The sequence below is a fragment of the Pseudonocardia sp. P-1 genome, from assembly GCF_058111925.1.
Map to the genome: position 1 here is coordinate 2921929 of NZ_CM176614.1, position 13228 is coordinate 2935156.

The 13228-nt window shown below is 74.2% G+C and carries 13 protein-coding genes and 1 pseudogene; 6 read left to right on the top strand and 8 right to left on the bottom strand.

What is annotated here, in order from left to right; all coding sequences use genetic code 11:
* Positions 1–86 precede the first annotated feature (86 nt).
* The 3 genes from trpA to AC0GKK_RS14300 all read right to left on the bottom strand — a co-directional run bounded on the left by trpA (position 87) and on the right by AC0GKK_RS14300 (position 3544).
* Positions 87–881: a tryptophan synthase subunit alpha gene (gene trpA, locus AC0GKK_RS14290; RefSeq protein ID WP_253067428.1), complete on the bottom strand. Its 795-nt coding sequence runs from the start codon at positions 879–881 to the stop codon at positions 87–89.
* On the bottom strand, positions 881–2143 hold the full coding sequence (gene trpB, locus AC0GKK_RS14295) for a tryptophan synthase subunit beta (RefSeq protein WP_208823786.1): 1263 nt from the start codon (positions 2141–2143) through the stop codon (positions 881–883). Before trpB ends, trpA begins: the two co-directional genes overlap by 1 nt.
* Before the next feature lie 159 nt (positions 2144–2302).
* The gene (locus tag AC0GKK_RS14300; protein ID WP_489881823.1) at positions 2303–3544 is read right to left on the bottom strand and encodes a CynX/NimT family MFS transporter; all 1242 of its coding nucleotides are present in this window, start codon (positions 3542–3544) and stop codon (positions 2303–2305) included.
* A 49-nt stretch (positions 3545–3593) separates the two neighbouring features.
* On the opposite strand from AC0GKK_RS14300, the gene AC0GKK_RS14305 reads away from it, so the two are divergent.
* Together AC0GKK_RS14305 and mscL are read left to right on the top strand one after the other, a co-directional pair.
* Positions 3594–4364 (top strand): FadR/GntR family transcriptional regulator, encoded by a 771-nt coding sequence (locus AC0GKK_RS14305; protein WP_489881824.1) that lies wholly within the window; start codon positions 3594–3596, stop codon positions 4362–4364.
* Between the two features lie 161 nt (positions 4365–4525).
* A pseudogene (gene mscL, locus AC0GKK_RS14310) lies at positions 4526–4903 on the top strand (large conductance mechanosensitive channel protein MscL); the annotation flags it as partial.
* Between the two features lie 201 nt (positions 4904–5104).
* Here the strand turns inward: mscL and AC0GKK_RS14315 are convergent.
* Entirely contained in the window at positions 5105–5221 is a 117-nt protein-coding gene (locus tag AC0GKK_RS14315; protein WP_489881825.1) for a hypothetical protein, read from the bottom strand.
* Positions 5222–5471: 250 nt separating this feature from the next.
* On the opposite strand from AC0GKK_RS14315, the gene AC0GKK_RS14320 reads away from it, so the two are divergent.
* Positions 5472–6884, top strand: coding sequence for an APC family permease (locus AC0GKK_RS14320; protein WP_476653394.1), 1413 nt, complete (start codon positions 5472–5474; stop codon positions 6882–6884).
* 9 nt (positions 6885–6893) lie between these two features.
* Here AC0GKK_RS14320 and AC0GKK_RS14325 read toward each other — a convergent pair whose 3' ends face one another.
* Genes AC0GKK_RS14325 through AC0GKK_RS14340 form a run of 4 tightly spaced genes read right to left on the bottom strand, consistent with a single transcriptional unit; the run spans position 6894 to position 11183 of the window.
* Positions 6894–7874, bottom strand: a complete 981-nt coding sequence (locus tag AC0GKK_RS14325) for a zinc-dependent alcohol dehydrogenase family protein (RefSeq protein WP_489881826.1) — start codon at positions 7872–7874, stop codon at positions 6894–6896.
* A 58-nt stretch (positions 7875–7932) separates the two neighbouring features.
* Entirely contained in the window at positions 7933–8889 is a 957-nt protein-coding gene (locus AC0GKK_RS14330; RefSeq protein WP_482636306.1) for a TIGR03557 family F420-dependent LLM class oxidoreductase, read from the bottom strand.
* A 54-nt stretch (positions 8890–8943) separates the two neighbouring features.
* A complete protein-coding gene (locus tag AC0GKK_RS14335) occupies positions 8944–9891 on the bottom strand; it encodes an NADP-dependent oxidoreductase (RefSeq protein ID WP_405420332.1) in 948 nt (315 codons plus the stop codon).
* Between the two features lie 47 nt (positions 9892–9938).
* Positions 9939–11183, bottom strand: a complete 1245-nt coding sequence (locus AC0GKK_RS14340; protein WP_489881827.1) for an amidohydrolase family protein — start codon at positions 11181–11183, stop codon at positions 9939–9941.
* Positions 11184–11408: 225 nt separating this feature from the next.
* Here AC0GKK_RS14340 and AC0GKK_RS14345 point away from each other — a divergent pair, with 225 nt between their 5' ends.
* Genes AC0GKK_RS14345 through AC0GKK_RS14355 form a run of 3 tightly spaced genes read left to right on the top strand, consistent with a single transcriptional unit; the run spans position 11409 to position 13158 of the window.
* The gene (locus tag AC0GKK_RS14345; RefSeq protein WP_489881828.1) at positions 11409–11819 is read left to right on the top strand and encodes an STAS domain-containing protein; all 411 of its coding nucleotides are present in this window, start codon (positions 11409–11411) and stop codon (positions 11817–11819) included.
* Positions 11820–11857: 38 nt separating this feature from the next.
* The gene (locus AC0GKK_RS14350; protein ID WP_489881829.1) at positions 11858–12445 is read left to right on the top strand and encodes a DUF7002 family protein; all 588 of its coding nucleotides are present in this window, start codon (positions 11858–11860) and stop codon (positions 12443–12445) included.
* Positions 12442–13158, top strand: a complete 717-nt coding sequence (locus AC0GKK_RS14355; protein ID WP_489881830.1) for a hypothetical protein — start codon at positions 12442–12444, stop codon at positions 13156–13158. Before AC0GKK_RS14350 ends, AC0GKK_RS14355 begins: the two co-directional genes overlap by 4 nt.
* The last annotated feature ends 70 nt before the right edge of the window (positions 13159–13228 follow it).

Consider the following 13228-nt stretch of genomic DNA (forward strand, 5'->3'; position numbering starts at 1 on the left):
GCCGGTCGGGAGCTGCGACCGACGGCCCGACGGCACACGACGGCCGCGCCCGCCCACGCGGGGCGGACGCGGCCGGTGGAGGAGGGTCAGGCGGAGACGCGCTCCGCGGCGCGGACGCCCTCGGCGAGCTCGCGGGCGAGCGACTCGACCGCGGACGGCCCGCCGGACTCCAGCGCCTGCACGAACGCCGTCCCGACGATGACGCCGTCGGCGTAGCCGGCGACGTCGGCCGCCTGTTCGGCGGTGCGGACGCCGAGGCCGACGCACACCGGCAGGGTCGCGACCTCGCGGGTCCGGGCGACCAGGTCGCGGGCCTCGACGCCGACCGAGCGGACGCCGGTGACGCCCATGAGCGACGCCGCGTAGACGAACCCGCGGCTGGCCTCGACGGTCATCCGCATCCGCTCGGGGGTGGTCGTCTGCGCGACGAGGAACACCCGGTCCAGGTCGTGGGACTCCGAAGCGGTCAGCCAGTCCTCGCAGTCGTCGGGCAGCAGGTCCGGGGTGATGAGCCCGGAGCCGCCGGCCTCGGCGAGCTCGGCGGCGAACCGCTCGACGCCGTAGCGGTCGATCAGGTTCCAGTAGGTCATGACCAGCGCCGGGGCACCGGCGTCGACGACCCCGCGGACGGCGGTGAACGCGTCGCGGGAGCGGGCGCCGTTGTCCAGCGCCTGCTGGGTGGCGCGCTGGATGACCGGGCCGTCCATCAGCGGGTCGGAGTAGGGCAGGCCGATCTCGACGACGTCGACGCCGCCCGCGACCATCGCCCGCATCGCCTCGACCGAGCCCTCGACGGTCGGGTAGCCGACCGGCAGGTAGCCGACCAGCGCGGCCCGGCCCTCGGCGCGGACCTGCTCGATCCGCTGCGCCACGCTGCCCATCAGACCGCTCCGTCCGTCACGGCGTTGCCCTCGTCGTCGATCAGCTGGAAGTACTTCGCGGCGGTGTCGACGTCCTTGTCGCCGCGGCCGGACAGGTTGACCAGCACGACCTTGCCCTCGCCCAGGCGCGTCGCCTCGCGCAGCGCACCGGCCAGCGCGTGCGCGCTCTCGATGGCCGGGATGATGCCCTCGGTGCGGCAGAGCAGGCGGAAGGCCTCCATGGCCTCGGCGTCGGTGACCGACTCGTAGCGGGCGCGCCTCATGTCGTGCAGCCACGAGTGCTCCGGGCCGACGCCCGGGTAGTCCAGGCCCGCGGAGATGGAGTGCGAGTCGCGGGTCTGGCCGTCCTCGTCCTGGAGGATGAAGCTGCGCGAGCCGTGCAGGACGCCGACGTCACCGCCGCCGATCGACGACGCGTGCCGCGGGGTGTCGACGCCGTCGCCGCCGGCCTCGAAGCCGACCAGCTCGACGGAGGTGTCGTCGAGGAACGCGTGGAAGATGCCCATCGCGTTGGAGCCGCCGCCGACGCAGGCGCAGACCAGGTCGGGCAGGGCACCGGTGAGGTCCTGGACCTGCTGCCGCGCCTCGACGCCGATGATCCGCTGGAAGTCGCGCACCATCGCCGGGAACGGGTGCGGCCCGGCGACCGAGCCGATGAGGTAGTGCGTGTCGGCCACGTTGGTGACCCAGTCGCGCATGGCCTCGTTCATCGCGTCCTTGAGGGTCCGCGTGCCCGAGGTGACCGGGCGGACCTCCGCTCCCAGCATGCGCATCCGGGCGACGTTGAGCGCCTGGCGCTCGGTGTCGACCTCGCCCATGTAGACGACGCACTCCAGGCCCATCAGGGCGGCGGCCGTGGCCGAGGCGACGCCGTGCTGGCCCGCACCGGTCTCGGCGATGACCCGGGTCTTGCCCATGCGCTTGGTGAGCAGCGCCTGCCCCAGCACATTGTTGATCTTGTGCGAGCCGGTGTGGTTCAGGTCCTCGCGCTTGAGCAGGATGCGCGCGCCGCCGGCGTGCGCGGCGAACCGCGGCGCCTCGGTGACCAGGCTCGGGCGGCCCGAGTAGGTGCGGTGCAGCTCGGCGAGCTCGGCCTGGAAGGCCTCGTCGGACATGGCCGTGTGATAGGCCTGCTCGAGCTCGTCCAGTGCGGCGACCAGCGCCTCCGGGACGTAGCGGCCGCCGAAGCGGCCGAAGTACGGGCCGGTCTGGTCGACCAGCCGCGCCGTGTCCCCGGCCGGGGGAAGGGCGGTGTCGGTCACGAGTACTCCCTGACGGATCGAGGACCCCGATCTCGGGCCGCCGCCGGGCGGGGATGCGCCGGGAGATCGGGCGGTCACGACGGTACACCGGGCCCACGACGACGGACGCGGCACCGGGGGCTCTCATATATCAGCGGCCCGGCGCCGCGCGGGCGGCACTCAGACGTAGCGCGGGCGTCCCGCGACCCAGCCCAGCACCATCTCGGCGACGATCACCGCGCCGAGCAGCACCAGCGACGGCGTCCAGGACCCGGTGAGCCCGTGCAGGATCCCGAACAGGAACGGGCCGGTCGCGCCGATGAGGTAGCCGAAGCCCTGCGCCATCGCCGACAGGTCGGTGGTCTCGGCGGCCTCGCGGGTGCGGAGCGCGATCACGCCGAGCCCCAGCGGGAAGACCGCCATGCCGACGCCGAGCAGGACCGTCCACAGCCAGGGCGCGGTGGCCGGGGCGATCGCGAGCCCGGCGACGGCGGCCAGGGAGCAGCAGGCGAGCCCGACGATCCAACCCGACTGGGACGCCCGGTTCAGGGCGATCGGCGGGACGACGAAGCTGAGCGGGATGCCGATCAGGTTGATCAGGGCGAGCATCAGCCCGGCGTCGGTGCGGGTGACCCCGACCGAGACGAACAGCTCCGCGAGCCACCCCATCGCGACGTAGGCGACACAGGCCTGGAGCCCGAAGAACGCGGTGACCACCCAGGCCAGCGGCCGGCGCACCATCGGGCGCCGCTCCCCCGCGTCGGTGCGCACGACCGGCTCCGGCTCACCGTGCCGGGCCCCGATCGTCCAGACGACCAGCGCGGCCAGCGACAGCAGCGCCCACGCCCCGACCGCACCGCGCCAGCCGCCGAGCAGCGGCTCCAGCGGCGGCGTGAACGCGGCGCCGATCCCACCGCCCGCGGCCAGCGCGGCGGTGTAGACGCCGGTGACCCGGCCGACGGCGTGCGGGAAGGACTGCTTCACCACGACCGGGATCAGCACGTTGCCGATCGCGATGCCCGCCGCGGCGACGAAGGTGCCGCCGAGCACGACCCACGGGCCGTCGACGACGCGCAGCACGAGCCCGGCGGTCAGCACCGCCATCGCGAGGCCGATCGCGCGGGCCATGCCGAGCCGGCGGGAGAGCAGCGGGGCGGCGATCGCGGCGAGGCCGAAGCAGATGGTGGGCACCGCGGTGAGCACACTGGTCCAGACCGCGGAGGCGCCGAGGCCGTCACGGACCTCGCCGAGCACCGAGGACATCGAGGTCACGGCCGGGCGGAGGTTGGAGGCGGCGAGTGCCACCCCCACGACGAGCAGCGGAGTCCCGACCAGCGCACCGCGACGCGACGGCCCGGTCTCCTCGGCCCGCCCGGTGGCGATGGTCTCCTCCGCGCGTGTCTCCTGCTCAGCAATGCTCACGAAACAGTATTGTTACAGACGTAGGATGTTCGGATGGAAGGATGATCCGGTGCCTCTCGTCACAGCGCGCCGCGGAGGCCTGGTCGACCAGGTCATCGACCAGCTCCGTTCCGCCATCACCGGCGGGGAGTGGCCGGTCGGTGCCCGGATACCGCCGGAGTCGGAGCTGGCCTCGTCGTTGGAGGTCGGCCGCAACACCGTCCGCGAGGCCGTCCGCGCCCTCGCCCACGGCGGCCTGCTGGAGGTGCGCCAGGGCGACGGCACCTACGTGCGGGCCACCACCGAGCTGTCCGGGGCGCTGCGCACGCTGTGCGGCCCGGAGCTGCGCGAGGTGCTGGAGGTCCGCCGCACCCTGGAGGTCGAGGCGGCCCGGATGGCGGCCGCCCGCCGGACCGACGCCGACCTGACCGTCCTGCGGGCGGCGCTGGCCGGGCGCGACCGGGCCGTCGCGGCCGTCGCGGCGTACGGCCGTCGCGGGGAGGAGCCGGACACCGCGGACCTGGAGCGCGCGGCCCGTGCGGACACCGACTTCCACGTGGCCGTCGTCCGGTGTGCGGGCAACGACCTGCTCGTCGAGCTCTACCGGGGTGTGGTGGAGGCGGTCGCGGACAGCGTGAAGACCACGATGCCCGGCACCGCGGGCACCGAGGGCGACATCTCCCACACCGGGATCGTCGAGGCCATCGCCGACGGCGACGTGGACCGCGCCGCCCGCGAGGCCGGGGACTTCCTGGACCGGCTCATCGCGGCCCGCCCGGTCACCCCGCAGGGCCCCGCCGGGGAGCGCGGCCCGGACGCCGGGGCCGGGCCCACCGCCTGACCCGCGCCCCCGCACCCGGGCCGCCCGTCGACCGGCGCGTCCCGTCCGCCGCGCCGGGCCGCACCGTGCGGGCGCAGGCCCGGCACGGAGGTCACGGTCCGGTTAGCCTCCTTCGCCGGACCCACCCCCGCCCCCGACCCGATCTCGAGGAGTGCTCCGGCGTGCTGAAGGGCTTCAAGGAATTCCTGCTGCGTGGCAACGTGATCGACCTGGCGGTCGCCGTCGTCATCGGTGCGGCGTTCACGGCCGTGGTCACCGCCTTCACGAAGGCGTTCCTGGAGCCGCTGCTCCGGCTGTTCTCCGGCGGGGAGAACGCCGTGCCCCCGGGCACGATCCCGCTGACCGACGAGGTGCAGCTCGACTACGCGAGCTTCCTCAACGCCGTCATCACGTTCCTGATCACCGCCGCGGTCATCTACTTCCTGGTCGTCTTCCCGATGAAGTGGCTCCAGGAGCGCCGCAAGCGCGACGTCGAGGACCCGGCCCTGGAGACCGACCTCGACCTGCTGAAGGAGATCCGCGACCTGCTCCGCGACCAGGCCGAGCGGGACCGCGAGCGGGCCCTCGCCCCGGCGCCCCGCGCCGTCGGGCAGCCGCCGGCGCCGCCGATGCCGCCCGGACCGCCGCAGGGCCGTCCGATGCCCCCGCCGCAGCCGTCGCAGCCCGGCCCGGTCGACGACGGCTCCCCCGAGCCCTACCCGGACACCCCGCGTCGGCCCCGGCACCGCGGCTGAGCCTGCTCACTCCGGGTCGTTGCCCGACGGCCCGCCGACCCGGTACGGCGTGGTCACCCCCTCGTACATGAGGTGCGCCGTCAGGCCCTCCGACGGGTGCGTCAGGTTGTGGCAGTGGTCCATCCAGACCCCGGGGTTGTCGGCGACGAAGGCGATCTCGTAGCGGACAGGCGATCACCCGCCGGCGGTACGCACGGCGACCTCCGGCTCCTGCGACGAGCGGACGCCGGACAGTGAACGCCACGTGAGCGGGGTCACACATGCTCAATCCAGATGAAACACTCCACCCTTTCGACTCGACACGGCACGAACCCCCCACCAGGCTGAGCCGGTCGCGGGCGGCACGGGCCGTCGCGGAGGGGAGCGCACCACGATGGCGGACGCCACGACGCCGACGGCGGAGGACGGGCCGGCGCTGAAGCGGGTCATGGGGCCCAAGCTCCTGCTGCTGTTCATCATCGGCGACATCCTGGGCACGGGCATCTACGCCCTGGTCGGCCAGGTCGCCGAGGAGGTCGGCGGGGCGGCGTGGGTGCCGTTCCTGGTCGCCTTCGCCATCGCCATGATCACCGCGTTCTCCTACCTGGAGCTCGTCACCAAGTACCCGCAGGCGGCGGGCGCGGCGCTCTACACGCACAAGGCGTTCGGCATCCACTTCCTGACGTTCATGGTCACCTTCGTGGTGATGAGCTCGGGGATCACCTCGGCGTCGACGGCGTCGCGGGCGTTCGCGGCGAACCTGAACGAGGGCTTCGGGCTGGACCTGGGCAACGGCGGGATCGTCCTGATCGCGCTCGGCTTCATGCTGCTGGTCGCGCTGGTGAACTTCCGCGGCGTCGGCGAGAGCGTGAAGCTCAACGTGGTCCTCACCCTGGTCGAGCTGTCCGGGCTGCTGCTGGTGATCCTGATCGGGATCTACGCCATCGCCGGCGGCGACGCCGACTGGTCGCGCGTCGTCGCCTTCGACACCCCCGAGGACAAGGGGGTGTTCCTGGCGGTCACCTCGGCGACCTCGCTGGCGTTCTTCGCGATGGTCGGCTTCGAGGACTCGGTGAACATGGCCGAGGAGTGCCACGAGCCGCGCCGGATCTTCCCCAAGATCATGATCACCGGGCTGACCATCACCGGGGTCATCTACGTGCTCGTCGCCATCTGCGCGGTGGCGCTGGTCCCGGTCGGCCCGCTGGCGGCGAGCGAGACCCCGCTGGTCGAGGTCGTCCGCGCCGGGGCGCCCGGCATCCCGGCCGACCTGGTCCTGCCGTTCATCTCGATGTTCGCCGTCGCCAACTCGGCGCTGATCAACATGTTGATGGCCTCGCGGCTGCTCTACGGGATGGCCAACCAGGCCGTGCTGCCCAAGCCGCTGGCCCGGGTGCACCCGTTCCGCCGCACGCCGTGGGTGTCGATCATCTTCACCACGCTGATCTCGTTCGCGCTGATCAGCTACGTGTCGCTGGACTCGGACTCCGACGTCGTCTCCGCGCTCGGCGGCACCACGTCGCTGCTGCTGCTCGCGGTCTTCACCGTCGTCAACATCGCGGTGCTGGTGCTGCGCCGCGACCGGATCGCCGAGGACCACTTCCGGGCCCCGCCCGGGCTGCCGGTCGTCGGCGCCGTCGCGAGCCTGTACCTGGTCCTGCCGTTCTCCGGGCGCGACACGATCCAGTACGAGCTGGCCGGGCTGCTGCTCCTGCTCGGCCTGGTGCTCTACGCGATCACCCTGCTGCTCAACCGCAGGCTCGGGGTGAAGAAGGCGGCCCTGGACCCGTCGAAGCTGGACGGCTGAGCCGCCCGGTCAGGGCCGCAGGACGATCTTCCCGACCTGGGCGTTGGACTCCAGGTGCTCGTGCGCGGCGACGACCTGGTCGAGCCCGTCGAACACCCGGTCCACCTGTGGGGCGAAGTCCCCACCGCGCATCCCCGCGGCGACGAACGCGGCCGCCCGGCGCAGGCGTTCGGCATCGCGGGTCATCGCGAACAGGGTGAACGAGCGGACGACGAGGTCGGGCAGCGTCGCCGTCGGGAAGATCGTCGGTTCACCGGAGAGCCTGCCGTGGATGACGATCGTGCCGTCCGGGCGGACCGCGTCGGCCATCGTCTCGACGGCGGGTCCGGCGACGGCGTCGAACACGACGTCCAGGCCCCGCCCGCCGGTGATCTCCCGGCAGCGCGCGACCAGGTCCTCCTCCCCGGTGGCGACGACGTGTGCGGCCCCGGCGTCGAGCAGCGCCTGCGCCTTGGCGCGGCTGCGGCTGGTGGCGATCGGGACGGCGCCGATCCGGTTCGCGGTCGTGATCGCCGCCAGCCCCACGCTCGACGACGCCGCCGTGACCAGCACGTGGTCGCCCGGCTGCAGGACGCGCGGTTCGAGCAGCCCGGCGTAGGCGACGAGGAACGGCATCCAGGTCGCGGCCCCGGTCACCGCGTCCACCGGCCGCGGGACCAGGGCACGGGCCGGGACGAGGGCGTGGTCGCCGTAGACGGTGTGGTCGTTCATCGAGAACGCCGGGACGATGCTCACCGGGTCCCCCGCCGACCAGCGGTCCACGCCCGCACCGACGGCGGCGACGGTGCCCGCGGCCTCGTAACCCAGACCGGCCGGGAGCCGGGTCGGCTCGATGTACTCACCGCGCCGGAACATCGACTCGGCCCGGTTCAGCCCGATCGCCTCGACGGCGACGACGGCCTCCCCCGGCCCCGGCTGCGGCACGGGCTCCTCGACGACCGTGAGCACCTCGGGCCCGCCGAGCTCGGTGAAACGAATGACCCTGTTCATGCCCTCCACTCTGCCGGTCGGGCCGGTCCGCGCACCCCGTCCGACCGGCCGGGATCGCTCAGAGCGCGCGCAGCCGGCCCGCGAGCTCACCTTCGTAGAAGGCGAAGAACTCCTCGACGTCCGGTCCGGCGCTGATCAGCGCGAGCCGGTCGTAGCCCGCGTCGGCGAAGCCCTTCGCCGTCGCGACGTGGGTCTCGACGTCCGGGCCCGCCCCGAACGCGTCGGCCATGTCCTCCCTGCGGACGAAGGCCGTCGCAGCCTCGAAGTTGCGCACGTTCGGCAGCTCGGCCTGGATCTTCCAGCCGGTCGGGCCGAACCGGAACAGCCGGTGCGCGGACTCCAGCGCGGCGTCGACGGTGCCGGCGTAGGCCAGCGGGACCTCGGCCCAGCGGGAGCCGGTGCCGCCGGCCGCGGTGTAGGCGTCGATCAGGTCGGTGCGGGGCTCGGTGGCGAACAGACCGTCGCCCAGCTCACCGGCGATCCGGGCCGCCTTCGGCCCACCCGCGGCGACGACGATGTCCGGCAGCGTCTCCGGCAGGTCGAACACCCGCGCGTCCTCGACGGACAGGTGGGTGCCGCGGTAGGTGCGGTAGCCGCCGCTCCACAGCAGACGGATGATCTCGAGTGCCTCGCGGAGCATGGCGTGCCGCACCCCGACGACCGGCCACGGGTGCCCGGTGACGTGCTCGGACAGCTGCTCGCCGGAGCCGACGCCGAGGGTGAACCGGCCGTCGGACAGCAGTGCGGTCGTCGCCGCGGCCTGGGCGATGATCGCCGGGTGGTAGCGGATCGTCGGGCAGGTCACCCCGGTGGCCAGGCCGACCCGCTCGGTCCGCATCGCGATCGCGGCGAGGATCGACCAGGCGAACCCGGAGTGCCCGTGGCTCTCCAGCCACGGGTGGTAGTGGTCGGAGATCTCGACGAAGTCGAAACCGGCCTCCTCCGCCCGGACGGCCTGGCGGACCATCTCCTGCGGCGTGTGGGCCTCGGCGAAGAGCTTGAAGCCGATCTGCACGACGGGTGTCCTCTCCTCGGGGGTGCCCCGGCGGGGTTCCCGGCAGGCGTCGGATCACTCCTGCGGCAGCAGGACGATCTTCCCCGCGGTGTGCCGCTTCTCCAGCTCCGTGTAGGCCTCGCGGACCCCGTCGAGGGGGTACCCGGCCGCGATCGGGACCTGCAGGGCCCCGTCGGCGACGAGCGCGCCGAGCGCGGCGAGGTCGTCGCGGCCCGCGGAGTCGGCGGTGCCCCGGGTGGCGGCGCCGTGGGCCTGCGCGCCCTCGAAGTCGATGATCGTGTTGATCCGCTCCGCGGGGACACCGAGCTCGCGGGCGAGCGCCACGTAGCCGCCGCCGACGAGGTCGACGACGGCGTGCACCCGGTCCGGCGTCGCGGCGCGCAGGTTCGCCAGCGTCTCCTCGGGCGAGGACCCGTAGGCGACCGGGGTCACGGCCAGCTCGCGGAGCCGGTCGTGGTTGCGCTCGGAGGCGATCCCGACGACCTCCACGTCGCGCAGCGTCAGCAGCTGCACCGCGATCTGCCCCACCCCGCCCGCGGCACCGGCGACGACGACCGTCTCCCCCGGCTGCGGATCCACCGACGCGACCGACGCGGCCGCGGCCGTCCCGGCGATGTAGAGCACCCCGGCCGTCGCGACGTCGAGACCGGCCGGGCGGCGCAGGACCTGCTCGGCGGGCACGTCGACGTGGGTGGCCTGGGAGGCGCGGTCGTCGGTCCAGCCGAAGACGTCGTCGCCGGGCTCGACGTCGGTGACGCCCTCCCCGACCGCCGCGACGACCCCGGCCCAGTCGCTGCCCTGCCCGCTGGGGAACGTGCTGGGCCAGGACTCGGCGAACACGCCTTCGCGCAGCGCGGTCTCGCCCGGGTTGATCCCGGCCGCGTGCACCTCGACCAGGACGCGGCCCGGACCGGGGTCGTCGAACCCGACGCCGGCCACGTACAGCTCGTCGACGCCGCCGTAGCGGTCGTACCGCACGGCCCTGCCCTCACGTGTGCTCATGTCGGGCAGCGTTCCCGCTGCGCGACGGCCTGCACCGATGAGCCGGGTCACACCGGTGGGTGCAGCTCCACGGCCGCGCCGGTGACGGTCCGGCGACCGCCCTTCAGCACCCAGCGGACCGGTGCGACGGCGGCGACCGCCGTGCCCGGGTCGGGCGCGTCGAGGCAGACCAGGTCGGCCGGGGCCCCCGCGACGACCCCGGTGGCGGCGGACGGGGTGCCGAGCACCCGGGCGGCGCGCGGGCCGACCAGGTCCAGGCAGGCCGCCAGCTGCTCCGGCGACGCCTGGTGGGTCAGGTTGGCGTAGAGGTTCGCCATCCGGACCAGGGAGCCGTCGCCGTAGGGGGTGAAGGCGTTGCGGACGTTGTTCGTGGCCACCGCCGCCGGGGCGTCGCGCTCGACGAGCCGGTCCAGCACGACGACCCCGCGCGGCGCCCCGGCGCCGGTCTCCCGGCCGGTGAGGAACAGGTCCGTCGACGGCAGGGAGACCACGCCGACCCCCGTCCCGGCGCACCGGTCCAGCACCGCGGCGCGTGGCTCGGGCTCCAGGAACGACCACGCCGTGCCGTGGCCCGCGGTGACCCGGCCGCCGAGCCCCGCCCGTTCGGTCAGGTCGCACAACGTGCCGATCAGCGCGCCCTCGGCGGTGCCGTCGAACAGGTCCAGGTGCAGGTCGACGTCGGCGTCGTGGTCCGCCGCCAGCCCGAACACGCGGTCCATCTGGCCCGCGGGGTCGTCGTCGGCGTAGGGGGCGCCGCCCACGACCGCGCGCCGGCCCGCCGCCCGGGCCCCGCCGAGCGCCTCGTCGAGCAACCGGGCCGTCTCCGGCGAGCCGGTAAGGCCGTCCTGGGCGAACACGCAGACCTCGACGTCGACGGCCCAGGCCCAGTCCGCCGCGGCCGCCAGCACACCCTCCAGCCCGCGTCGCCCGACGGTGGGGTCGAGCTCGACGTGGGTCCGCACCCGGGTGGTGCCGTGCGCGACACAGGACGCCAGGACGGCCCCGGCGCGGGCGGCGACGTCGTCGACGGTGAAGTCCGCCTTCATCGCCGCGGTCTCGGCCATCGCGTCGTCGACGGTGCCGCCGGACCAGGAGCAGCGGTCAGCGGTGAGCGCCTTGTCCAGGTGCAGGTGCGCGTCGACGAGACCGCCGACGACGAGCCGGTCCCCCGCGTCGGTACCGGGTGCCCCGGCGGGGGCCGGGGCACCCACCGACCGGATCCTGCCACCGGACATCACGATGTCGACGGCGCCGTCGTGGCCGGGGACACGGGCGCGCCGCACGACGGTCACGGCTCCGTCGTCGGCCGGGTCCGGGGGTCGCGGTGATGTGGAGGTGGTCACCCGGTGAAGACTCTCTCCCCGGACAGGATCCCGCAGGTCGACCGGTGGACAACGGCCCGGGGCCCGGTACGGTGAACCCATCGGAAACTCGGCCGTACGTCCCCGGACATCCGGCCCCGCGCCATCCGGCGGGCGGGGTTGCGGGCGAGGCGTGCCTGAAGCCGGGTGGCCGTCGTGACGTCGGCCGAGCCCGGTCGCCGGCGGCTCGGCCACACGGGCAGCTGGCCGGAGCCGCACTCCCGGGTGAGCCTGCGCGAGCACACCCCGGCGCCCGGTGTGACCGTCCTCGAGGTGATCGGTGACGTCGACCTCGCCGAGGCCGAGGCGATCCGGGCCCGGATGTCGGAGATGCTCCACCAGACGCGACCGGAGCGGGCCCTGCTGGACCTGTCCGGCGTCGGGTTCCTCGGGTCGCACGGCCTGACCGCGGTGGTCCGGTCCTCCCGGGCGGCCGGTGAGGCCGGGGTCCGTCTCGACGGGGTCACCGGCCCGGGCAACCGTGCGGTGATCCGGCCGGTGCGGATGACCGGGCTGGACCAGGTCATCACCTGGTACCCGGATCTCGACACGGCCCTGGGGGCCTGAGCCTGCACCCCGACGATCTCGTCCGGCGCGCGCCGCGCTTGTTCCACACCACGCCCGCCGCGTCGTGGCCCGGGATCGCCACGCACGGGCTGCTGCCGGTCGCGGGGCTGCTCGACCTGTTCGGGGTGACCGGCGACGAGCGGGAACGGCTGCTGACCACCCGTCGCCCGCGGGCGGTGCGGCTGCACCACCCCGAGCACGGCACCGCCTGGCTGCGTGACCAGCGTCCGCTCAACCCGGCAGCCCTGGGACGGATGCTCGACCCGGCGTCCGGGTTCGGTGTGGCCGACTACCTGCGCCGGATCAACGGCTGCGCGTTCCTGTGGGCGGACCCCGCCCGCCTGCGCCGGCTGCACGCGCTGCCCCGCTACGCCGACACCGAGCACGTCGTCCTCACCGTCGACACCGCGTCGCTACTGGCCGCGCACGGCGACCGGGTGCTCGTGACCCGGATCAACTCCGGCGCCGCGCTGTTCGCGCAGGGGCGGCGCGGGCCGGACACCTTCCTGCCGGTGGGGCGGGTGCCGTCGTCGTGGCGGCCGGTGGAGGTGGCCGTGCCCGGCGGCGTCCGGGACCTGCTCGCGCACCTGGTGGACGCCCCGGCCGTACCGGAGCGCTCCGCATGAGCCGGCCGGTCGCCGTCGTGCTCGCCGACGCCTGGACCCGGCCGTCGGCCGGCGACCACACCGACGACACCGAGGCCGTCGCCGACCTGCTGCGCCGCAGTGGGCACGGGTTCGACGTCCGGACCGCGGGCCCGGCGGGCGACCGTCCGCTGCGGGAGGCACTGTCCGACCCGGACACGGTGCTGTTCGCCCACCCCGGTGCCTCCGGCGACGACGAGGCCGCGTTCCGGCGGCTGCGCGCGGACAAGGGCGCGATCCGCCGGTTCGTCCACGGGGGCGGGTGCTACCTGGGCGTCTGCATGGGCGCGTTCCTGGTGGAGCGCGGCTTCCTCAACCTCGTCGGCCTCGCCGTCGACGAGTACTGGTCCCGTCCGGGGGCCGATCCGTCGACCCCGGACCCGGCCCTGGTCACGGTTCGGTGGCGCGGAGCCGAACGGCGGATGTTCTTCCAGGACGGGGGCGTGATCCGGCCGACACGCCGGGCGCTCGCGGAGACCGAGATCCTGGCCACATACGCCGACGGCACGGTGGCCGCCTGCGTCACCCGGTGCGGTGACGGGGCGGTCGGTGTCGTCGGCCCGCACCCGGAGGCCCCGCCCTCGTGGTTCCACGACCACGGCGTCGACCTCCCGGCCGACCATGATCATAACCTGGGGATCGATCTCGTCGACACGCTGTTCAGGACGGTCCACGGGCCGTCGTCGCCGCCCTGACGACCGCGGACCCCTCGTCTGGCTACGCACTCCACCCGACCGGGGTTCACCGGTTTGCGAGTGACGATCG